This window comes from Klebsiella sp. MBT K-1 (assembly GCF_002556465.1).
Taxonomy (GTDB): Bacteria; Pseudomonadota; Gammaproteobacteria; order Enterobacterales; family Enterobacteriaceae; genus Klebsiella; species Klebsiella grimontii.
The window spans coordinates 121,375-143,443 of record NZ_PDEL01000009.1 but is presented as its reverse complement, the minus strand read 5'-3'; the positions used below and the strand labels follow the sequence as shown (position 1 = coordinate 143,443).

Annotated in this window: 23 protein-coding genes; 7 read left to right on the top strand and 16 right to left on the bottom strand. The window is 57.4% G+C overall.

What is annotated here, in order from left to right:
* Positions 1–138: 138 nt before the first annotated feature.
* The 12 genes from CMQ96_RS15330 to CMQ96_RS15275 all read right to left on the bottom strand — a co-directional run bounded on the left by CMQ96_RS15330 (position 139) and on the right by CMQ96_RS15275 (position 11,196).
* Positions 139–1,611, bottom strand: coding sequence for an ATP-binding protein (locus tag CMQ96_RS15330; protein ID WP_024360102.1), 1,473 nt, complete (start codon positions 1,609–1,611; stop codon positions 139–141).
* Entirely contained in the window at positions 1,608–2,324 is a 717-nt protein-coding gene (locus CMQ96_RS15325; RefSeq protein ID WP_004134579.1) for a response regulator transcription factor, read from the bottom strand. Before CMQ96_RS15325 ends, CMQ96_RS15330 begins: the two co-directional genes overlap by 4 nt.
* 78 nt (positions 2,325–2,402) lie before the next feature.
* Positions 2,403–3,533, bottom strand: coding sequence for a 23S rRNA (uracil(747)-C(5))-methyltransferase RlmC (rlmC, locus tag CMQ96_RS15320; protein WP_049087319.1), 1,131 nt, complete (start codon positions 3,531–3,533; stop codon positions 2,403–2,405).
* A gap of 42 nt (positions 3,534–3,575) precedes the next feature.
* Positions 3,576–4,064, bottom strand: a complete 489-nt coding sequence (locus CMQ96_RS15315) for a YbjO family protein (RefSeq protein ID WP_004134587.1) — start codon at positions 4,062–4,064, stop codon at positions 3,576–3,578.
* Positions 4,065–4,121: 57 nt separating this feature from the next.
* Positions 4,122–4,967: a putrescine ABC transporter permease PotI gene (gene potI / locus CMQ96_RS15310; RefSeq protein ID WP_024360104.1), complete on the bottom strand. Its 846-nt coding sequence runs from the start codon at positions 4,965–4,967 to the stop codon at positions 4,122–4,124.
* Entirely contained in the window at positions 4,964–5,917 is a 954-nt protein-coding gene (gene potH / locus CMQ96_RS15305) for a putrescine ABC transporter permease PotH (protein WP_014228601.1), read from the bottom strand. Before potH ends, potI begins: the two co-directional genes overlap by 4 nt.
* 10 nt (positions 5,918–5,927) lie before the next feature.
* Entirely contained in the window at positions 5,928–7,061 is a 1,134-nt protein-coding gene (gene potG, locus CMQ96_RS15300; RefSeq protein ID WP_004134592.1) for a putrescine ABC transporter ATP-binding subunit PotG, read from the bottom strand.
* Positions 7,062–7,163: 102 nt separating this feature from the next.
* Positions 7,164–8,276 (bottom strand): spermidine/putrescine ABC transporter substrate-binding protein PotF, encoded by a 1,113-nt coding sequence (gene potF, locus CMQ96_RS15295; RefSeq protein ID WP_004134594.1) that lies wholly within the window; start codon positions 8,274–8,276, stop codon positions 7,164–7,166.
* Positions 8,277–8,624: 348 nt separating this feature from the next.
* Positions 8,625–9,104: a YbjN domain-containing protein gene (locus CMQ96_RS15290; protein WP_004130838.1), complete on the bottom strand. Its 480-nt coding sequence runs from the start codon at positions 9,102–9,104 to the stop codon at positions 8,625–8,627.
* Between the two features lie 89 nt (positions 9,105–9,193).
* Positions 9,194–10,096, bottom strand: a complete 903-nt coding sequence (rimK, locus tag CMQ96_RS15285) for a 30S ribosomal protein S6--L-glutamate ligase (protein WP_004134597.1) — start codon at positions 10,094–10,096, stop codon at positions 9,194–9,196.
* Positions 10,097–10,199: 103 nt separating this feature from the next.
* Positions 10,200–10,922, bottom strand: a complete 723-nt coding sequence (gene nfsA / locus CMQ96_RS15280; protein ID WP_004134599.1) for a nitroreductase NfsA — start codon at positions 10,920–10,922, stop codon at positions 10,200–10,202.
* A complete protein-coding gene (locus tag CMQ96_RS15275) occupies positions 10,906–11,196 on the bottom strand; it encodes a YbjC family protein (RefSeq protein WP_004134601.1) in 291 nt (96 codons plus the stop codon). The genes nfsA and CMQ96_RS15275 overlap by 17 nt, the downstream gene beginning before the upstream one ends.
* Positions 11,197–11,400: 204 nt before the next feature.
* Here CMQ96_RS15275 and CMQ96_RS15270 point away from each other — a divergent pair, with 204 nt between their 5' ends.
* Positions 11,401–11,664, top strand: a complete 264-nt coding sequence (locus tag CMQ96_RS15270) for a GrxA family glutaredoxin (protein WP_004100567.1) — start codon at positions 11,401–11,403, stop codon at positions 11,662–11,664.
* A gap of 6 nt (positions 11,665–11,670) precedes the next feature.
* Here CMQ96_RS15270 and ybjM read toward each other — a convergent pair whose 3' ends face one another.
* Positions 11,671–12,054, bottom strand: a complete 384-nt coding sequence (gene ybjM / locus CMQ96_RS15265; protein ID WP_004134606.1) for an inner membrane protein YbjM — start codon at positions 12,052–12,054, stop codon at positions 11,671–11,673.
* A 267-nt stretch (positions 12,055–12,321) separates the two neighbouring features.
* On the opposite strand from ybjM, the gene CMQ96_RS15260 reads away from it, so the two are divergent.
* Positions 12,322–14,007: an aspartate:alanine antiporter gene (locus CMQ96_RS15260; protein WP_004134610.1), complete on the top strand. Its 1,686-nt coding sequence runs from the start codon at positions 12,322–12,324 to the stop codon at positions 14,005–14,007.
* 157 nt (positions 14,008–14,164) lie between these two features.
* Here CMQ96_RS15260 and CMQ96_RS15255 read toward each other — a convergent pair whose 3' ends face one another.
* Positions 14,165–14,707 carry a TetR/AcrR family transcriptional regulator gene (locus CMQ96_RS15255; protein WP_004130826.1) on the bottom strand — a complete coding sequence of 181 codons (543 nt, stop codon included), beginning with the start codon at positions 14,705–14,707 and terminating at the stop codon, positions 14,165–14,167.
* A gap of 149 nt (positions 14,708–14,856) precedes the next feature.
* On the opposite strand from CMQ96_RS15255, the gene CMQ96_RS15250 reads away from it, so the two are divergent.
* Together CMQ96_RS15250 and CMQ96_RS15245 are read left to right on the top strand one after the other, a co-directional pair.
* Complete coding sequence (locus tag CMQ96_RS15250; RefSeq protein ID WP_098066993.1) at positions 14,857–16,059, top strand: MFS transporter; 1,203 nt, start codon at positions 14,857–14,859, stop codon at positions 16,057–16,059.
* Positions 16,059–16,874 carry a Cof-type HAD-IIB family hydrolase gene (locus CMQ96_RS15245; protein ID WP_004135118.1) on the top strand — a complete coding sequence of 272 codons (816 nt, stop codon included), beginning with the start codon at positions 16,059–16,061 and terminating at the stop codon, positions 16,872–16,874. Before CMQ96_RS15250 ends, CMQ96_RS15245 begins: the two co-directional genes overlap by 1 nt.
* Before the next feature lie 47 nt (positions 16,875–16,921).
* Here the strand turns inward: CMQ96_RS15245 and CMQ96_RS15240 are convergent, their stop codons facing one another.
* Positions 16,922–18,157 (bottom strand): MFS transporter, encoded by a 1,236-nt coding sequence (locus CMQ96_RS15240; RefSeq protein WP_024360107.1) that lies wholly within the window; start codon positions 18,155–18,157, stop codon positions 16,922–16,924.
* A gap of 318 nt (positions 18,158–18,475) precedes the next feature.
* Here CMQ96_RS15240 and ybjG point away from each other — a divergent pair, with 318 nt between their 5' ends.
* On the top strand, positions 18,476–19,069 hold the full coding sequence (gene ybjG, locus CMQ96_RS15235) for an undecaprenyl-diphosphate phosphatase (protein WP_004135120.1): 594 nt from the start codon (positions 18,476–18,478) through the stop codon (positions 19,067–19,069).
* Positions 19,070–19,194: 125 nt separating this feature from the next.
* Positions 19,195–19,953, top strand: coding sequence for a DNA-binding transcriptional repressor DeoR (gene deoR, locus CMQ96_RS15230; protein WP_004135121.1), 759 nt, complete (start codon positions 19,195–19,197; stop codon positions 19,951–19,953).
* Positions 19,954–19,981: 28 nt separating this feature from the next.
* On the opposite strand, the gene dacC is transcribed toward deoR, so the two are convergent.
* Positions 19,982–21,184, bottom strand: coding sequence for a serine-type D-Ala-D-Ala carboxypeptidase (gene dacC / locus CMQ96_RS15225; RefSeq protein ID WP_029669928.1), 1,203 nt, complete (start codon positions 21,182–21,184; stop codon positions 19,982–19,984).
* A gap of 257 nt (positions 21,185–21,441) precedes the next feature.
* Between dacC and CMQ96_RS15220 the strand changes: the two genes are divergently transcribed.
* Positions 21,442–22,068 (top strand): glutathione S-transferase family protein, encoded by a 627-nt coding sequence (locus tag CMQ96_RS15220; RefSeq protein WP_098066992.1) that lies wholly within the window; start codon positions 21,442–21,444, stop codon positions 22,066–22,068.
* The last annotated feature ends 1 nt before the right edge of the window (position 22,069 follow it).

Here is a 22,069-nt window from a genome sequence, read left to right as displayed (position 1 = left end):
GCGCAGCGCGGCCCGGGAAACAGCCGCAACAAAGCCTCAATCCCGGCGCAGTCCCCGGGTTGCGGCGTAAACGCCTTACCCGGGCGACCGATTAGCAGACGGCGGTAAACCGGTAGCCCGATCGGCTAATCCGCAACCTTACACCGGCAGGGTAAACTGGAAACAGGCCCCTGCCGGCGCGTCAAGCAGGCGAATGTCGCCACCGTGCAGCTGCAGCATCCGTCGCACAATCATCAACCCCAGTCCCCCTCGTGATGCGCTTTGCGCGCCAGGCGCCAGCACCGAAGGCCGCTCGAACAGCGTTGCCCGCAGCTCGCTGCCAATGCCCGGCCCGCTGTCGGCCACCTCGACGATAAACTCCGGTCCCGAGCGACGCGCCGCCAGACGGATAAGCCCGCCTTCCGGGGTATGACGAATGGCGTTATCGAGCAGATTAGTCAGCACCCGCTCAATCATCGAGAGATCCGCGGTTATCGGCGGTAACCCGGTGGCCAGCTCCAGCCGTAGACCGATATTGCGCGTCGCGATTGGCAGGTCGAATTTTTGCGCCACATCCTGTACCAGCTCGGCCAACACAAATGTTTCCGGCTGCGGCTTAATCCCGCCGTGCTCCAGGCGAGCCAGCTCAAACAGCTGCTGAGACAGATGGCGGACTTTGTTGCCCTGGCGCAGGGCGATATTCAGATACTGCTTGTTCTCCTCCATCGTCAGGCGATCGGCCTTCAGGCTTAACGTTTCCAGATATCCCAGCAAAGAGGTAAGCGGCGTGCGTAAATCGTGGGAGATGTTGGCGACAAATTCCCGCCGCTGACGATCGCTATCGGCCAGACGGTCCCACTGGCTGGCAATCTGGCGAGCCAGCTCAATAAAGCGATTGTGCAGCACGGCCACTTCATTTCCGGGGTTTGCCTCCGGGGTTTGCGCCGCCAGCGCCTTGATCGCATGAATACTGTCCTGGCTGTCGGTTGCCACCAGCGCGGTGAGCTGACGCACCGGGCGCGTTACCCAGAACCAGGCCAGCCAGCCCGCCAGCCCGCCGAGACCGGCCACCAGCAGCAGAGTCCACAGCAGCAGGCTCCACAAGGTTTTCTGCCAGGCGCTCGCCGCCAGCTCATTAAAGGTTTCGCCTTGCAGGATAATGTAGAGATAGCCGCGCAGCTGGCCGTCCTGGCGCAGCGGCGCCACGCTAAACACCTTTTGCTTATCAAGGCTGCGCGGATCGTCGCCGTACACCGGCCAGGCGCCGCCGGACAGGAACGTTTGCACCGGCGCCAGATCGATGCGCTGGCGCTTAATATGCCCCGGCGGCGCGGCGTCGGCCAGCAGCTCGCCGTCGGGCGAAAGCAGATACAGCTCCACGCTGGGATTAAAGGTCATCAGCCGGTCAAAAAGCGGTTTCAGCATCTGGCGGTCAACCTGCCCCTGAGCGTCCAGCAGCGGCTCGCGGGCGGCGATCTGCTGCGCCAGCCCGGCGGAGAGACGCTGGACCATCACATTACCGTACTGCGCGCTGCTGTACAGCTGGATCAGGCAAACGGCTATGGCGCAGAGCAGCAGCAGTGAGGTAAACACCAGCGCCAGGCGCTGGCTGAGGCTGAGACGGCGGATCATGGCTGCGCCTCTTTGCGCTCCACGGCAAACTTATAGCCTTTTCCCCAGACGGTCAGAATGATGTCCGGCTCCGCCGGGTCGCGCTCAATTTTGGTGCGCAGGCGGTTGATATGGGTATTGACCGTATGCTCATAGCCGTCGTGCTGATAGCCCCACACCCGATCGAGCAGCTCAAGGCGGGAAAAGACCTCCCCCGGATGGCGGGCAAAGTAGTAGAGCAGGTCGAACTCGCGCGGCGTCAGATCCACCGTCTCGCCGCGCAGCTTAACGTCGCGCGATAAGGGGTCAATGCTTAAACCATGGCTGGCAATACGCCCGGCATCCATCAGCAGATTTTGCCCCATCGCCTCCTGACGACGGAACACCGCCTTAACCCGGGCGGTCAGTTCGAGAATCGAAAACGGTTTGGCCAGGTAATCATCCGCTCCCATCTCCAGCCCCTGCACCCGTTGGGTTTCGCTGGCGCGGGCGCTGATAATAATCACCGGCAGATAGCGGGTTTGCTGACGAATGCGGCGACAAATTTCCAGACCGTCGACGCCCGGCAGCATCAGGTCGAGGATCACCGCATCCCAAAGCTCTTTTTCCAGCAAACTCAGGGCCTGCGCCCCGTCCGCCACGTGGACAATCTGATAACCCTCATCCAGCAGATTCAGGCGCAGCAGCGCGGCGATATCTTCATCATCTTCAACCAACAGGATTTTTTTTGCCACCGGCAGCACTCCGCTATTCTTACGTTCTGATTAGCCAAGCTTACCCGATCTTCACCGCCTGAAGAGTTCACATTTTGTTTATACTTCGCGAACCAGCAGGGTCAACACCTCATAATGGGCGGTGTGGGGGAACATATCGAACAGCTGGACGCGCTCAATACGATAACCGCTCAGGCGAGCGATATCTTTCGCCATCGTTCGGGCGTTGCAGCTGGAATAGATAATAAACTCCGGCGCCATACGGCTTAAATACGCGCATAGCTCGTCGCCGATGCCGCGACGCGGCGGATTCACCAGCACCAGATCCGGGATCTCGCCTTCGCCGGTGGCAAACTGCGTGGAATCAAGCGCCTGGAAATGCAGGTTATGCAGGCCGAGCTCTGCCGCCGACTGCTTCGCGCAGGCGATGGCTTCCGGGGCGATTTCGATCCCGGTCAGGCGCATCTCAGGCGAAGCGCAGTGCAGACCAAAGCCGCCGACGCCGCAGAACAGATCCCACATATGGTTGACCGGCAGCTGGCGCACCCAGTCGCGAGCGGTGGCATACAGCTGGATGGCTACCGTCGGGTTAGTCTGAAAGAAGCTCTGCGGGCGGATCCACAGCGGTACGCCGTTGAAATTTTCCGCCAGCGCCTGCTGGTCGGTAAGGAAAATTTCCTGCGGCCCCTCCATGATGGCCATATGCACCGGCTGAATATTGGCGGTAATGACTTTCAACTGCGGCAGCAACGCCTGCAGCGCCGGCAGCGCGGCGCGCAGCTGGGTAAGCTTGGTCTCCGAGCGCAGGACAAAGCGCAGCATCATACCGCCGTCGAGCCGGCTTTCGGTCAGCAGAATGTACTTCAGCTCTCCGCGCCTGCGGGCGACATGATAGGGCGTGAGCCCGGCGCGGGCGATAAACGGCTTAAGCGCAGCGAAAACCGGCGCGAAGCTTTGCGGATAAAGCGGGCAATCGGTCAGGTCTTCCGGAGCGCCATCACGGTGCAGCATCCCGAGCAGCGGGCGCTCAACGCTACCGCTGACCACCATTTTGGCTTTGTTGCGAAACCCACTCTCCGGGCCGCAAGCCGGTGCGCACCACTCAGCGACGGGCGCATCGGCCAAAAGCGCGCGCAGATCGGCCATTTTATCGGCGAGCTGTTGGGATATCGGCAGTTCCAGCCACTGGCAGGAGCGGCAGCGACCCGCGTCATAAAGTGCGCAATGCATAACAAGACCTTCATAAAAACAGGGGCGGGGATTGTATCACCGTTACTGTAAACGGAAAAAGCGTCGGCACGGGGCCGGCACAAACAGCATCGCCAGCACCAGCAGATCCGGTAGTTTTTGCAGCACCAGGGAGCGAAAGATTTCGCGCTTCGATTCCCCGGCAATGCTAAACAGCTCGGGGTAACCGTAGCCCAATGACGCGGCCCACAGGTAGCCAATCACGATAATCTGCGTCAACAAGAATAGCCAACGCGCCCAGTTGCGCCCTTTTACCAGCGAAAAAGCGCACCAGATTTCAATAAACACCAGCACCAGGCTTGAGAGGAACACCAGGGTGAGCGCCCACGTCTGCACGCTGCGATGGACAAAATCCACCATTCCCTGAACGCCAAGCTGGTTGAGGATCATCAGCAAATCCAGACCGCGGATTAAAATAATGGCGAAGGCCGCCACCTGCACCAGCGCAGGAACGTTAAGACGTGCATGAGAAGAACGCGTATTAGTAAACAATCCCAACGTAAAGTCTTCCATGAAAACGGCGCCTCAAGTGCGGCGCCGATGTTAACTCTATTGCAGATTTTAGGTGGTTCAGCCGGTTCTTGCACGCTGGATATCGCGTACCCGCTGCTTTTCCGCGCGGGCCATCAAATACCAGGCGATAAAACCAACAATTCCAACCACGCCGAGGATTAACGTCGCCAGGGCGTTAATCTCAGGGTTGACCCCCATGCGCACGCTGGAGAAGACCAGCATCGGTAGCGTTGTCGCCCCCGGTCCGGAAACAAAGCTGGCTATGACAAGGTCGTCGAGCGACAGCGTAAAGGCCAGCAGCCAACCGGAGACCACCGCCGGCATAATCATCGGCAGCGTAATGACGAAAAAGACCTTCAGCGGCGCGGCCCCCAGATCCATCGCCGCCTCTTCAATGGAGTGGTCAAGCTCACGCAGGCGCGATGAAATAACCACCGCGACGTACGCGGTACAGAAGGTGACGTGCGCCAGCCAGATGGTCAGCATGCCGCGATCCGACGGCCAGCCAATGGAATGCCCCAGCGCCACAAACAGCAGCAGCAGCGACAGGCCGGTAATCACATCGGGCATCACCAGCGGCGCGGTGATCATAAAAGCAAAGCCGTTTGAACCGCGGAAGCGGCCAAAACGCACCATTACCACCGCGGCAATGGTACCGAGGATCACCGCCGCCGTCGCGGCGCAGGCGGCAATGGTCAGACTTAAGCCTACCGCGCTCATCATCGCATCGTCATGAAACAGCTCGCGATACCAGCGCGTCGACCACCCGGCCCATACCGTCACCAGCTTTGAGCTGTTGAACGAGTAAATCACCAGCATCAGCATCGGCGCATACAAGAAGGTAAAGCCGAGCAGCAGAATTAAAATTCGCCACGGCGAACGGACTACCGGCAAATTATTCATCCGTGTTCCCCCACCTGTTTTTGCTGATGCTTGTGGAACCACATGATCGGCACGATCAGCAGCAACAGCATCACGATCGCCACCGCCGACGCGACCGGCCAGTCGCGGTTATTGAAGAACTCCTGCCACAGCACGCGGCCAATCATAATGCTGTCCGGGCCGCCCAGCAGTTCCGGGATAACGAACTCCCCGACCGCCGGAATAAACACCAGCATCGACCCGGCAATAATCCCGCCTTTGGTGAGCGGAACGATCACCTGGAAGAAAGTCTTCAGCGGTCGGGCGCCCAGATCCAGCGACGCCTCCACCAGCGAGTAATCAATACGCGTGAGGGCAGTATAGATCGGCAGCACCATAAACGGCAGATAGGCGTAAACAATACCGATATAGACCGCCAGGTTGGTGTGCAGGATCTCCAGCGGCTGGTCGATGACCCCCAGCCACAGCAGGAAGTTATTGAGCACGCCGTTGCTTTTCAGCAGCCCCATCCAGGCGTAGACGCGGATCAGAAACGAGGTCCATGACGGCAGGATCACCAGCAGCAGCAGGATATTTCGCGTCGATGGCTTACTGTGCGCTACCGCCCACGCCAGCGGATACCCCAACAGCAGGCAGCAGAACGTCGAGATCGCCGCCACCTGAAGCGACTGCAGATAGGCTTCAAAATAGAGCGGATCGTCGGTGAGCTGCAGGAAATTCCCGAGATTCAGCGTTAACGTGAGCTGACCGTCGGCCCACTCCAGCAGGTCGGTGTACGGCGGGATCGCCCGCGCCATCTCCGCCAGGCTGATTTTAAAAACAATCAGGAACGGCAGCAGGAAAAGCAGGATCAGCCACACGTAGGGCAGCGCAATAACCAACTTGCGCCCGTGGGCCATCTGCAGTCGCGCCAGCCATAGCGCAAAACCGCCCGGTTTTTTTACGCCTGACGGGGGTTCTAATGTACTCATCGCCCTCTCCTTACACCGTCAACACGACGCAGCTATCGGCATCCCAGCACAAACGCACCTCATCACCCCAGGTTGGCGCCCCCTTACGGTAACGATGTTCGTTCTGCAGCTGAGCGCTCAGCATCTGCCCGCTTTTCAGGCGCACATGGTAGATAGACAGGTCGCCGAGATAGGCTATATAGATAACCTCGCCCACCGCGAAGTTATAGCCATCCGCGGGCGGGTCCTCGCAGAGCATGATTTTTTCCGGGCGCAGGGCCACCCACACAGGGACGTTATCGACGACGGAGGCATCGGGATCGACCTTCAGCGGATGGGTCAGGCCCGGAGAGTCCAGCACCAGGCCATCTTCCTGACGCTCTTTCACCAGCCCTTCAAAGACGTTGACCGAGCCGATAAACTCCGCGCTGTAGCGGGTGGTCGGGTGTTCGTAAATTTCCTCCGGCTCGCCGATTTGCACGAACTTGCCGCGGTTCATAATGGCGATGCGCCCCGCCATGGTCATCGCCTCTTCCTGATCGTGGGTCACCATCACGCAGGTGACGCCGACGCGCTCAAGAATATCGACGACTTCGAGCTGCATCCGATCGCGCAGCTTTTTATCCAGCGCCCCCATCGGCTCATCAAGCAGCAGCAGTTTCGGTCTTTTCGCCAGACTGCGGGCCAGGGCCACGCGCTGACGCTGGCCGCCGGAGAGCTGATGCGGTTTACGCTTTGCAAACTCCTGCATATGCACCAGCGCCAGCATCTCCTGCACCCGGCTGGTGATTTCGGCCTTGGGCAATTTGTCCTGCTTGAGGCCAAAGGCGATATTCTGCTCCACCGTCATATGGGGAAACAGCGCGTAGGACTGAAACATCATATTAATCGGCCGCTGATACGGCGGCACCCGCGCCAGATCGACGCCATCCAGGACAATCTGTCCGGCGGTGGGCTGTTCAAAACCCGCCAGCATACGCAGCAGGGTTGACTTGCCGCAGCCGGAAGCGCCCAGCAGAGCGAAAATTTCGCCTTTATAAATAGTGAGGTTGACGTCGTCGACGGCGTGCTGACCGTCGAACGACTTGGTTAAATTACGGATTTCCAGCAGCGGGGTCAGCGCTTTGGGGGTTTTCGCCTGCGGGCGAGGAATCACATCATTCACGGGGTGTTCTCCGGCAGAAATCAAATCATGGTGCAGGCGCACCATCGCGGTGCGCCTGTTGCCGACAGCGCGAGGCATCGCCGGCCTACAACTCACGGAGAATTACTTACCGCTTTTCACCTTCGTCCAGGCGCGAGTACGCACGCGGTCGATTTTCGGATCCTGTACTTTCAGCGTGAACAGCTTGGCGAAGACGTCAGCCGGCGGATAAATGGCCGGGTTATTGCGGATCTCTTCGCTGACCAGCGGGAGAGAGGCTTTATTGCCGTTAGCGTAATAGACATGATCGCTGATGTGGGCGATAACATCCGGGCGCATCAGGTAGTTGAGGAACTGATAAGCCTCATCTTTGTTTTTCGCATCTGCAGGCATCGCGAAGACGTCAAAGAACGCCAGCGCCCCCTCTTTCGGAATAAAGTAGGAGACATTAACGCCGTTCTTCGCTTCTTTCGCCCGGTTCGCCGCCTGCCATACGTCGCCCGCCCAGCCGATAGCGACGCAGATATCGCCATTCGCCAGGTCATTGATGTACTGCGAGGAGTGGAAATAACGAATATTCGGCCGCAGCTTCAGCAGCAGGTCGGTCGCCGGGCCGGTGTAATCGTCGGCTTTACTGCTGTTAGGATCTTTGCCGAGGTAGTTCAGCACGGTGGCGAAAATCTCTTCCGGGGCATCAAGGAAGGAGACGCCGCAGCTTTTCAGTTTCTCCAGGTTCTCCGGCTTCATCACCAGATCCCAGCTGTCCAGCGGCGCGTCTTTACCCAGTACGGCTTTCACTTTATCGATGTTATAGCCAATACCGGTGGTCGCCCACAGGTACGGGATCGCGTATTTATTGTCCGGGTCGTGCTTCGCCACCAGCTTCAGCACTTCCGGATCGAGATTTTTCCAGTTGGGAAGTTTGCTCTTATCCAGCGGCTGGAAAACCCCTGCCGCCAGCTGGCGCTCAAGGAAACTCGCCGACGGCACCACCAGGTCAAAACCGGTGCTGCCCGCCATGAGCTTACCCTCCAGCACTTCGTTGGAGTCAAAGACGTCATACACCACTTTAATGCCGGTCTCTTTTTCAAAATTCGCCACCGTATCCGGCGCAATATAATCAGACCAGTTATAAACATGCAGGGTTTTTTGTTCGGCTGCGAGCGAACCGGCAGAGACGGCCATCAGCGCACCCGTAACCAGACCTGTTAACCATTTTTTACCAAAGGCGGTCATATCTCTTATTCCTTCTCAATGCCCGTTAACAAGCGGGCTGAATATACGCACTTGTTCGCATGCAATAATCATGCATATTTTTTCATTGCCTAAGAAAAGGAGAGAGGACCTCTCCCGGAATGGTTGCCCGCAACTGGAAGCAGCGTCAGAATAACTGTAGCCAGAATAAGAGGCTATAGCCCAGGTAAAAAAACGGCTTTTATCAATTTTTTATGCAATAAGGGTCTATGTGATAAGCCGAAAGCGGCAGAATGGCGGTGAAAAATTCTTTACAGGAAGGTTAATAGCAGAATAAAAGCACGTAATACGCAGCCGCCATGGCAGTGGCTGCGCTATTTTTCGACAGGCTTAGTGAAGAAAATGGTACTGAATATTCTCAGCCGCCGGCTCTTCTTCCTCGGACTTATACAGCACCTGATTGGCGCTGGCCTCAAGGATAACCATAGAAATCTGTTCTTCGCTCTGGCGGAAAAACCACGCGAACTGGTCGAGGGTCACGCCGACGCCGACGGTCAATGCCTGACACACCACCAGTTTCGGCAGATTATCGTCCTGAATATCGAGGAAAGCTTTGACCGTCAACGAACTGGCGTTAATCGCAGAAAGATCGGCGGAAAGCGGCAACAGCGCGGAGGGTTTGACCTCAGCCAGCGCGGAGAAAAGCACCACGTTATCCACCAGGTCAAGTTTGGCATCAAAAATGCCTTCGAAATTTTGCATATGCGGCAGGTGCAGTGCCTGGCAGGAATCACACTCAAAAAAGCTGATGCCCAATTCGTCGAGCCATTGACGTAATGTATCAAGACCCGGAACGACCAGTGAATCCATATGACCTGTGACCTCTTACTGTGAAAAATGCGACGCCATAGCTTACGCAAAAAAAGCGGCGTATTCCATGACGGTGTCGTGAAAGGGAACTATCCGCCCATTTTCAGACAAAATCCGGGCGTGGCTTGTCGTTCGATCCAGGCGATCATTTTGCCGGCGATATCGACGCCGGTGGTGGTTTCAATCCCTTCAAGCCCCGGAGAAGCATTAACCTCCATCACCAGAGGACCGCGCGTGGCGCGCAGAATATCAACGCCAGCGACGTCCAGCCCGAGCGTCTGCGCGGCCTTAATGGCCATTTCACGCTCCTGCTCGCTGATAAACGCCACCGACGCTACGCCGCCGCGATGCAGGTTAGAGCGAAAATCCCCCTCCTTCGCCCGCCGCTCAATCGCCGCCACGACCTCATTGCCCACGACCAGGCAGCGCACGTCCCGGCCTTTCGCCTCGGCGATATACTCCTGCACCAGAATATGCGCATTCAGACCGCGAAAAGCGTCAATGACGCTCTCTGCCGCCTGCCGCGTTTCGGCCAGCACGACGCCGATGCCCTGAGTGCCCTCCACCAGCTTTACCACCAGCGGCGCGCCGCCAACCATCGCGATCAGGTCGCTGGTATCGTCTGGCGAATGGGCAATGCCGGTGAGCGGCAGGTCGATTCCCTGACGCGCCAGCAGCTGGAGCGAACGCAGCTTGTCGCGGGCGCGGGTGATGGCGACGGACTCATTGAGCGGATAGCTGCCCAGCAGCTCAAACTGACGCAGCGCCGCGGTGCCGTAGTAGGTAATCGCCGTGCCGATGCGCGGAATGACGGCGTCAAAATGCGGGAGCTGGCGGCCTTTGTAGTGAATGGATGAGGCCACCGGACTGACGTTCATATAGCAGGAAAGCGGATCGAGGATTTCCACCTGATGACCGCGTTTTTGCGCGGCTTCGCGCAGGCGTCGACATGAATAAAGCGTTCCATCCCGGGATAATATGGCAATTTTCACCCTGCACCTCTGCGAAAAGACCCGCTCCGGCGGGCCTTTGGTAGTCAATGAGCGCTGACCTGCGGAATTTCCTTACGTCAGACCAGGGGCAGTTTACACGCAATCAGCGCGTAGCCCATCCCTGCTTATGCAGATATTCCAGAATAAATGGACGGCTCTCTTTGACGATAGTCCGGCGGATATGGTCGCTCCAGGTATCGCGACGCGTGTTGCTGCCGCGTGAGAGATAATACTGCGCCAACTGCTCGTCATATTCCGCAAGGACCGTTTCATCCAGCGGCTGATAGTGATTTTCATGCACCAGCATCGCCGACGGCATGCGCGGTTTCACTTCCGGGTTATCGTCAGGCCAGCCAAGGCACAGGCCAAACAGCGGCAGCACGTGCTGCGGGAGCTTCAGCAGCTCGGTCACCGCATCGATATTGTTGCGCAGGCCGCCGATATAGACGCCGCCCAGGCCAAGGGATTCCGCCGCCACCAGCGCATTCTGCGCCAGAAGAGCGGTATCGACGCAGCCCAGCAGCAGCTGTTCGGCGAGGCCCAGCTGAGCGTCCGGGCAGATTTGCAGATTGCGGTTAAAATCAGCGCAGAATACCCAAAACTCCGCGGCCTGCGCCACGTGCTGCTGACCGCCGCTCAGCGGGACCAGCTGTTGACGTATTTCCGGGTCGGTAACGCGAATAATTGAGGAACATTGTAAAAAACTGGAGCTGGAAGCGCCCTGCGCGCTGGCAATAATCGCGGCGCGCTGTTCGTCGCTTATCGGCGCGTCGGTAAAATGGCGAATAGAACGGTGGCTACGCAGCAGCTCAATGGTCGGCGTCATCTCGTTTTTCTCTGTCAGGCAGTGAGGAAGGTGGGGTTTTCGTGTGCGTCAACTGCGGGGCAATGACTTGCGCCACGCGCCACATTAACGCCACGGCGGCCGGGAGCATCAGCAGGATCCCCGCGAAGATCATCAGCAGCGCCGCCGTCGGGCTGGAAAACGGCGCGGGCAGGCTGACGTACTGGTTGAGCGAGAGCCAGGCCAGGGTCAACAGCACCATGCCGATAATCTCGACTACCAGAATACTTGTGGGTAATGCAGCGGGCGATCGCATAACGCTCCTCCGGTCCAAATCATGCACGCTCCCGGGCAAAAACCGGTCGCGTATCAGGCCAGTATAGCGGTTTCATCAGCAGAATATTTACCAAACATAGCCTTAAGCCATCAAAGCAAAAGGCAGAACCTTCTTTCCCTCGCCGACATAACGCGGCATGATACCCGCCATTCGCCATCCGGCTGAGGTTTAAGGAGAGAGACTATGTTTACGGTAATTTTTGGTCGTCCAGGCTGCCCCTATTGCGTTCGCGCCAAAGAGCTGGCGGAAAAGCTGAGCAATGAGCGCGATGATTTTAACTATCGCTACATTGATATTCACGCAGAAGGCATCAGCAAAGCCGATCTGGAAAAAACCGTGGGTAAACCGGTAGAAACCGTGCCGCAGATTTTTGTCGATCAGAAGCACATTGGCGGCTGCACTGACTTTGAAGCCTGGGCGAAAGAGAATCTCGGCCTGTTCGCCTGAGACGGCTCACTCCTCTGACGAGGGCTTGCGTCTGGTATCAAGCCAGGCGCAAATAAACAAAAAGCACAGCGCGCCCAGCGCGCACCAGAACACCGCGCTAAACAACCACGCCAGTTCCTGCCAGAAAGAACGCTGGGTCACAAAGAAAAGCCGCATGACCACTAGACACACTGGCGCAGCCAGCATCGCGCCGATAAGCGGGCGAATAACCCGCTGTCCGGGAGAGAGGCAGCTTGCCGCCGCACCGGGTAGCAAAAAGAATAGCAGCCCGAGCTCAGGGTTACCGGTAGCCCGAAAGGCGCCTTTCATATGTAACAGTAGTGACAAACAAACCACAATAAATAGAAAGAACCCACAGATAATACCGGCCCAGGTACGCTCAGATTTCACGACATCCTCCTGATTTTGCCTCTAACCAACTTCCACTTCGCCCAGTCAGATAAAGATTCTGGCAATCCATGCCAATAAAAGATCCCGTCAATGTAAAAACGATTGTTACTAGCCGCAGCCTCCAGGAAGGATTAAACTGTCGACTATATTTTGCTGGTTATAACGGGATGCCAGAATAGCGTTCGGGACAACGCGAACACTGGACCAACCTTAGACCAAATAACCATTTCCTTCAACAACTTACTAGTAAATGAGAAGTTGGCTTTCGTGAATATAAACGTCGCAGATTTGTTAAACGGGAATTACATCCTGTTATTGTTCGTTGTACTAGCATTAGGACTCTGCCTCGGGAAACTGCGTCTCGGGTCGGTACAACTTGGTAATTCCATTGGCGTTTTAGTCGTTTCCCTATTATTAGGGCAGCAGCATTTCAGTATTAACACTGACGCCCTCAATCTCGGCTTTATGCTGTTTATTTTCTGCGTCGGCGTGGAGGCGGGACCCAACTTTTTTTCTATTTTTTTTCGCGATGGGAAAAATTACCTGATGCTCGCTCTGGTGATGGTCGGCAGCGCGATGCTGATCGCCATGGGGCTGGGTAAGCTATTCGGCTGGGATATCGGCCTGACGGCCGGGATGCTCGCCGGCGCTATGACCTCCACCCCCGTGCTGGTGGGCGCCGGAGATACGCTACGCCACTTCGGCCTGCCCAGCGACCAGCTTGCCCTCTCGCTCGATCATCTGAGCCTCGGCTATGCCCTGACCTATCTGGTTGGCCTGGTCAGCCTGATCGTCGGCGCCCGCTATATGCCGAAGCTGCAGCATCAGGATTTACAGACCAGCGCCCAGCAGATCGCCCGCGAGCGCGGCCTCGACACCGACTCCCGGCGTAAGGTGTACCTGCCGGTGATCCGCGCCTACCGCGTCGGCCCGGAGCTGGTGGCGTGGGCTGATGGTAAAAACCTGCGCGAGCTGGGCATTTACCGCCAGACCGGCTGCTACATTGAGCGCATCCGCCGCAACGGCATTCTCGCGAACCCGGACGGCGATGCGGTGCTGCAGATGGGCGATGATATCGCCCTGGTGGGTTACCCGGATGCCCATGCCCGCCTCGACCCAAGCTTCCGTAACGGCAAAGAGGTCTTCGACCGCGATCTGCTCGATATGCGCATCGTCACCGAAGAGATCGTGGTCAAAAACCACAACGCCGTCGGCCGCCGCCTGGCGCAGCTGAAGCTTACCGACCACGGCTGCTTCTTAAACCGCGTTATCCGCAGCCAGATCGAAATGCCGATCGACGACAACGTCGTGCTCAACAAGGGCGATGTGCTGCAGGTTAGCGGCGACGCGCGTCGCGTCAAAACCGTCGCGGATCGTATTGGCTTTATCTCCATCCACAGCCAGGTGACCGACCTGCTCGCCTTCTGCGCCTTCTTTATTGTTGGCCTGATGATCGGCATGATCACCTTCCAGTTCAGCTCGTTCAGCTTCGGCATCGGTAACGCCGCCGGTCTGCTGTTTGCCGGCATCATGCTCGGCTTCCTGCGCGCCAACCATCCGACGTTCGGCTATATCCCGCAGGGGGCGCTGAATATGGTGAAAGAGTTCGGCCTGATGGTATTTATGGCCGGCGTGGGACTCAGCGCCGGCGCCGGCATTAATAACGGCCTCGGCGCCGTCGGCGGTCAGATGCTGGCGGCGGGTCTCATCGTCAGCCTGGTGCCGGTGGTTATCTGCTTCCTGTTCGGCGCGTACGTCCTGCGCATGAACCGCGCGATGCTCTTCGGCGCCATGATGGGCGCCCGCACCTGCGCGCCGGCGATGGAGATCATCAGCGATACCGCGCGCAGCAATATTCCGGCGCTGGGATACGCGGGGACCTACGCCATCGCTAACGTGTTGTTAACCCTGGCGGGTACGCTGATTGTTATTATCTGGCCGGGGCTACAGTAAACTTTTCAGAAAAAAAACGCGTATACGCAGAACTTTTTTAGCTGGCGTCAGTCATAAGTAGTGCCACTGCTTTTCTTTGATGTCCCCATTTTGTGGAGCCCATCAACCCCGCCACTTAGGTTCAAGGTTGATGGGTTTTTTGTTTTCTGCGCCCCGCTCACTCTCCCGCCAGCCGGTCTACCATCAGTCGAATCGCTTCTCTCGATAGCGGCGCTCTGTCGGTCACGAAGTGCAGCGTCATCCCCTCGATAAAGGCGTCCAGCCCGCGGGCCGTTGCCGGTTCAAACCACTGCTCAAGGGTCTGCTGGCTGCGCAGCATCCAGTTCTGCATGACCGCTTTTAAATTCGGCTGGCTGCTGCAAAAAGCATAAAGCTGATACATCAGCTCCATATTGCGCGCGGTAGTGACCTGGGCACTAAAAATCAGTTCGGCAATGGCGTCACAGGCCTCCCGGCGATTATGCACATCGGCAAAAAACTGCTGATACTGCGCCGACATCTGGCCGGTAAACAGGCTGAACGCCTCTTCGACCAGCGCCTCAATACCGCTAAAATAGTAGGTCAGCGAGCCCAACGGCACGCCCGCGCAGGTGGCGATTTTCCGGTGCGTAACCGCATGAATGCCGTGTATCGCGATCGTGTCCAGCGTCGCCTGCAAAATCCGCTCCCGACGCTGCGGGTCGTTTGGTCGACGGGCCATACTCTTTTCCTCTTTCATTTAATATGCCTCAGGCTGAATCGAATCATAGAGGTCAATAAAAAAGCATTCCTCAGCAAGCAACCTGGATGTACAAATGTACACAACCTTGCTACTGTTGTCTGCATCTCTTCACTCTCGGGCATTTACGGATGACAGCGCAAACTTCACGCAGGGCCCTTCAGCTAAGGCTGTGGGCGCTCTTCATGTTCTTTTTTATCCCCGGATTACTCATGGCGTCATGGGCCACCCGCACGCCGGCGATTCGCGATCTGCTCGCGCTATCGACGGCGGAAATGGGGATTGTATTATTTGGACTCTCAATAGGTTCAATGAGCGGCATCCTCTGCTCAGCGTGGCTGGTCAATCGATTCGGCACCCGTAAAGTGATTCGCGCCACCATGTCCTGCGCGGTGGTTGGCATGCTGGTGCTCAGCGCCGCGCTATGGTTCACGTCGGCGGTGCTGTTTGCCATTGGCTTAGCCATCTTCGGCGCCAGCTTTGGCTCCGCGGAAGTGGCGATTAACGTCGAAGGCGCCGCCGTTGAACGCGAAATGAATAAAACCGTCCTGCCGATGATGCATGGTTTCTACAGCTTCGGCACGCTCGTCGGCGCCGGGATTGGCATGGCGGTAACCGGCTTCGGCCTGCCCGCCGCGCCGCACATTCTGCTGGCGGCGCTGGTGGCTATCGCCCCCATCGCTATCGCCATTCGCGCGATTCCTGAAGGCACCGGCAAAAATGCGGCGGAAGCGGCGCGCCATGAAGGCAAAGGCCTGCCGATCTGGCGCGATGCCCAGTTGCTGCTGATTGGGGTGATCGTCCTGGCCATGGCCTTTGCCGAAGGCTCCGCTAACGACTGGCTGCCGCTGCTGATGGTGGACGGCCATGGCTTCAGCCCAACCTCCGGCTCGCTGATTTATGCAGGCTTCACCCTCGGCATGACCCTTGGCCGCTTTACCGGCGGCTGGTTTATTGACCGCTACAGCCGCGTGACGGTGGTACGCGCCAGCGCGGTAATGGGCGCGCTGGGCATTGGCCTGATTATTTTCGTCGACAACCCGTGGGTCGCCGGTCTCTCCGTATTATTATGGGGCCTCGGCGCGTCGCTGGGCTTCCCGCTGACCATTTCCGCCGCCAGCGATACCGGCCCCGATGCGCCGAAGCGCGTCAGCGTGGTGGCGATTACCGGCTACCTCGCCTTCCTCGTCGGGCCGCCGCTGCTGGGCTTTCTCGGCGAACACTTCGGCCTGCGCAGCGCCATGATGGTAGTGCTGGCACTCGTGCTGGTCGCGGCCATCGTCGCCCGCGCGGTAGCGAAGCCACAATCTGAACCCATGATGGAGAACAGTTAATGAGCATCAAATTGATTGCGGTAGACATGGACGGCACCTTTCTGAGCGATGCCAAAACCTATAACCGTCAGCGTTTCCTCGCCCAGTATGCGCGGATGCGCGAGCAGGGCATCCGCTTCGTCGTCGCCAGCGGCAACCAGTATTACCAGCTCATCTCCTTCTTCCCTGAGGTGGCGCACGAAATCGCTTTTGTCGCCGAAAACGGCGGCTGGGTGGTCAGCGCCGGCGAGGATGTGTTTAACTGCCGGATGCCGAAGGAACATTTCAATACCGTCATCGACCATCTTCTGACGCTGACCAACATTGAAATTATCGCCTGCGGTAAGCGCAGCGCTTATACCCTCAACCGCTATAACGATGCGCTGAAAGCGGTCGCGGCGAAGTACTATCATCGCCTCGAACTGGTCGACGATTTTAATCATATTGCTGATGATGAAATTCTGAAGTTCGGTCTCAACGTGCCGGACCAGCTGATCCCGCAGATTCAGCCGAAGCTGCACGCCGCGCTTGGCGATATGGTCACCGCGGTCGCCACCGGCTACGGTAGCATTGACCTGATTATTCCCGGGGTGCATAAAGCCAACGGACTGCGCATCCTGCAGGAACGCTGGGGCATAAAGAACCATGAAGTGGTGGCGTTTGGCGATAGCGGCAACGATATCGAAATGCTGCAGCACGCCGGATTCGGTTTCGCGATGGCCAACGCCGCCGCGCCGGTGAAGGCCGTCGCCGGCTACCGTGCCCCGCACAATAACGAAGAAGGCGTGCTGCATATTATTGATAAGGTACTGAATCGCGAAGCGCCGTTCGCCTGAGGTAGCGCCTGCTGCGGCGCGTCACGTCGCAGCAGGGCATTTGAAGGTTACTGCGGTTCGTGGGCGTTGCCCACGCGTTTATCCTTCAGGAAGTAGACCGTCATCGCCAGCCAGAGCACCCCGCTCAGCAGGTTGAGCAAGCTGAAGAGCCCGCTACCGCCAGACTCATAGGCGTGCTTACTGACTTCGATACCCACGGTAAAGATCAGCATTTGCAGCATCCCCATCGCCGCCGACACCGTCCCCTTACTCATCTCGCTGGCAAACAGCGTCAGACGCACCAGTCCGGCGTTGGCGAGACCAATCCCGAAGGCGTAAACGCTCAGACCGGCGGTCATCCACAGATACGCGTGCGTCGACGCCACCGTCGCCACGGCGGAGATCAGCAGGCCGATCATAATCGGCCAGCCGCCGAGAATAATCAGCGAGCGCACTGTTTTGCGTGAAGTCTGGCGCGCCAGCACCAGGTTCCCGGCAATCAGCGCGCCAAAAATCGGCACCTGCAGCAGGCCATATTCGTAGCTGGTCGCCTGCTCGCCGCTGATGATGATCACCGGCGATTGGGCAATCCACGCCAGCAGCGGCAGGCTGACAAAACCGGTGGCCAGCGCGCCGGCGACAAAGCGCAGGTTTTTCAGCACTTCACGATAATCACGCCCCAGCTCTTTTACCGATAGCTTCTCGCCCATGCGGGTGGCGGTTTCCGGCATCGCCTTCTGTAGCCCGAAAAAGGCGATGGCGGCCAGCACGGCAAACAGGACAAACATCATCTCCCACGGCAGGAGATGAACCCAGGCCGCGCCCACCAGCGGCCCGAGCAGCGGCGCAATCAGCGCGACGTTGGCCATCAGGGCGGTGATCTTGATGCACACCGCCTCTTCAAAAGACTCCTGTATCGCCGCATAGCCGACCGCGCCGATAAAGCACAGGCTGATACCCTGCAAAAAGCGCAGCAGCGTGAACTGCTCAATAGTTTGCGCCAGCAGCGTCGCCAGGCAGGTTACGATAAACCACACTACCCCGGTCAGCATCACCGGACGACGGCCGATGCGGTCCGAAAGCGGCCCCAGCAGCCACTGCAAAAACATACCGCCGGCCAGATAGGCGGTCATTGAGGTCGGCACCCACTCGTTGCCCACGCCAAATTCTGCCACCACCGAGAGCATGCCCGGCTGGATCATGTCATTGCCGATATAGGTGGAGAACTCGTATAACACCAGGCACAACGGAAAGAGCAGCGCCTGACGTCCGAGGCGTTTGCCAGAAAGCGAATAATTCTGCATGAAATCTCTTATTTAAATAAAACCGCGCAAAGTTTAATGAAAGTCGTCTCGGGGAGATAGCGAATTGTGAGCGATGAAGCAAAATATCGCCACACGGATAGCGCATCGCCAGCAACCAATCAAAATCCAGCTGTATATATTTCGTTTATGTTTCAATTAGATTACAGGCTATATACTCCTTCAATCAGTCTGTTAACGAAGCCACGCCCGCGTTTTAATTCATAACAAACTGATAATTAAGACAATACTGCTTTACCTTATCGCCACCGTTTTTTAAGGTGGGCGGCTTGTTGCTAACGGACCCAAGAGCCTGGATGTATGCTGGAAAATATTAACTACTCGCTGTTTGCATTACTCAACGCTACCCCCGCATCGCCGTGGTGGGCGATTGAAATCGCGACGTTTATCGCCAAAGACCTGATAATTATGGTGCCATTATTGGTGTTGGCCTTATGGCTTTGGGGCCCAAACCAGCGGCAGTTAGTATTTAAGGTCATGATGGCATTAGCCATTAGCCTGACGCTTTCGTGGATATTCGGCGTATTTTTTCCGCATGACCGTCCGTTTGCCGCCGGTATTGGCTATAACTTCCTGCATCATTCGCCCAATAACTCCTTCCCGAGCAATCACGGCACGATCTGCTTTACCTTTGCGCTGGCCTTTATGTTCTGGCACCGCCTATGGTCGGGCGCGCTGCTGTTCGCCCTTGCCTGCGCGATTGCCTGGTCCCGGGTCTATCTCGGCGTGCACTGGCCGATGGATATGCTGGGCGGGCTGCTCACCGCGATGATCGCCTGCCTTAGCGCCCAACTGCTGTGGCAAAGCGGCGGAAAAACCCTCTATCAGCATCTGCAGCGGCTGTACCGTCTGTTTTTTTCGCTGCCGATTCGCAAAGGTTGGGTGCGCGAATAGATGTTCCTGACCAGCTGGTAAAGTTGCGGTAGCGCCCAATTCCTGCGCGTGACTAAGCCTCTTCCGGCAGGTAAAATCGCCGCTGACGCCCTGTCAATGCAGGGCGCTTTCAGCTTAGAGGGAATATGGAAACTCGTCGTGACGAACGCATCAGTCAGCTTATTCAGGCACTCAAGCGCAGTGATAAACTCCATCTAAAAGAAGCGGCCACCCTGCTTGGCGTGTCAGAGATGACCATTCGTCGCGATCTCAACGGCCACAGCGGCCCGGTCGTGTTGCTGGGCGGCTATATCGTTCTGGAGCCGCGCAGCGCAACGCACTATCTGCTGAGCGATCAGAAAACACGCCTTGTGGATGAAAAACGCCGCGCAGCCCGCCATGCGGCTAAGCTGCTTGAGCCCCACCAGATGGCCTTTTTTGACTGCGGGACCACCACGCCGTGGATCATCGACGCCATCGATAGCGCCCTGCCCTTTACCGGGGTCTGCTATTCGCTCAATACCTTTCTTTCCCTGCAGGAAAAACCCCAGTGCCGCGCGATTTTGTGCGGCGGCGAGTTCCACGCCAGCAACGCCATTTTTAAACCGCTAAGCCTGCAGGATACGCTGAGCCACCTTTGCCCGGACATCGCGTTTTATTCCGCCGCGGGCGTCGATTGCGAGCAGGGCGCGACCTGTTTTAACCTGGAAGAGCTGCCGGTCAAACACTGGGCGATGAAAAGCGCGCGCTACCACGTGCTGGTCGTCGATCACAGTAAATTTGGTAAAGTTCGCCCGGCGAGGATGGGGGATTTAGCGCAGTTTGACGTGATTGCCAGCGACGTGTGTCCGGATGACGATCTGCTCGCGCTGGCGAAGGAAAAACAGATTTCACTGCTTTACTAACCGCGCCCCGCAGGGCGCGGCCTGCATTTTAAGAGAACCAACCGCCGAACCAGCCGTGCAATTTCATCAGCACGAAATCGATCATCCGGCTAAAGAAACCGCCTTCGTTTACCGCTTCCATCACAATCAGCGGCCGCTGCTCAATGGTTTTATCATTAAGCTTGAAGTCGATGGTGCCGACCACCTGCCCTTTGGTCAACGGCGCGGTCAGCTGCGTATCATTCAGGGTGTAGCTGGCCTTGAGGTTTTTCAGCTGGCCTTTCGGCAGCGTGATGGAGCCGGCCTCGCCCGCCCCCAGCTTCGCTTCGCTGCTATCGCCAAACCAGACGCGCTGGGTAATAAAGGTGGCATCGGGTTTAATCGGCGTCACGGTTTCATAGAAACGGAAGCCCCAGGTCAGCAGTTTTTCTGATTCGTTAAAACGGATACGGTCAGTTTTGGTGCCGAGCACGACGGCAATCAGGCGCATATCGTTTTGCGTCGCGGAAGAAACCAGATTGTAGCCCGCCCCGGCGGTGGTCCCGGTTTTCACGCCGTCAGCGTTGAGATTCGTGCTCCACAGCAGACGGTTGCGGTTCGGCTGACGGATTTTGTTGAAGGTGAACTCTTTTTCTTTATGGATCGCATACTCTTCCGGCACGTCATGGATCATCGCTTTGGTGAGCAGCGCCATATCGCGGGCGGTACTAAACTGACCTGGCGCATCCAGACCGTGCACGGTCATAAAGGTGGTGTTGGTCAGGCCCATTTTCTGCGCATAGCCGTTCATCAGGCTGACAAACGCGTCCTGGCTGCCCGCCACGTAGTCGGCGATCGCGATGCTGGCGTCGTTGCCGGATTGAATGATAACGCCCTTGTTAAGATCTTCGACCGACACCTGCATTCCTGGCTTAAGGAACATCACCGATGAGCCGCGCAGCGCCGGGTTACCGGTTGCCCACGCGTCGCGCCCGATAGTCACCATATCGGTCGACTTAATCTTACCCGCCTTTAACGCCTGGCCGACAACATAGCTGGTCATGATTTTGGTCAGGCTCGCCGGATCGAGTTTTTCATCGGCATTGCCTTCGCTGAGCACTTTGCCGCTGGCATAGTCCATCAGGATCCAGGCTCGCGCGTCAATGGATGGCGCATCGGGGAGTTGTTCTGCAGCCTGCACCGCAGGCGCAACGAGAAATAAAAGCGCGCAGCCTGCCGCGAGGCCGCGAAGGGAAAAAGCATCATGCGTCATAAGAGCCACCCAAGTATCCTTTCCAAACAAAAATATGCCGCTACACTCGTTCGGCGCCGCAGCAGCCGGTGAGTAAAGCGTACAAATGACCTTAAAGAAACAGCGAGTTGGTAAAGTTTTTAAAGTTTACGCAATAACCTCGCCCGGTGCTGCAAACAGAGCAATTTTTTTGATCGCGGTTGCCTAAATATTAACTTTATTCCAACATGAATGCTCACTACGCCGCAACGGCGGCTTAATAAAAAGCAGGAGCGGATATGATTACGCTGTGGGGCAGAAATAACTCGACCAATGTGAAGAAAGTGCGCTGGGTGCTGGAAGAACTCGACCTCCCGTATCAGCAAATTCTGGCCGGTCTGGAGTTCGGTCTGAATCACGATGCGGACTATCTGGCCATGAATCCCAATGGCCTGGTACCGTTATTGAAAGATGAGACGACCGATCTCGTGCTCTGGGAATCAAACACCATTATCCGCTATCTGGCCGCGCAGTACGGTCAAAATCGCCTGTGGGTGGAGTCGCCCGCCGAGCGCGCTCAGGGGGAAAAATGGATGGACTGGGCCAACGGTTCGCTCTCGCCTGCCCATCGGCCGGTGTTAATGGGGCTGGTGAGAACCCCACCGAAAAAACGCGACCCCGCCGCGATTGAAGCCGGTATTGCCGCCTGCGAGACGCTGTTCGCCATTCTGGATGATGAACTGTCGCGTCATCAGTGGCTCTCAGGCAACGCCTTCGGCCTCGGCGACATCGCCGTCGCGCCGTTCATTTATAACCTGCTGGAGATCGTTAAAACCTGGCAACCGCGCCCGCACCTGCAGCGCTGGTATCAGCAGATTAACCAGCGCCAGGCCTGGCGCAACGTGGTGATGATTCCGGTCACCTGAT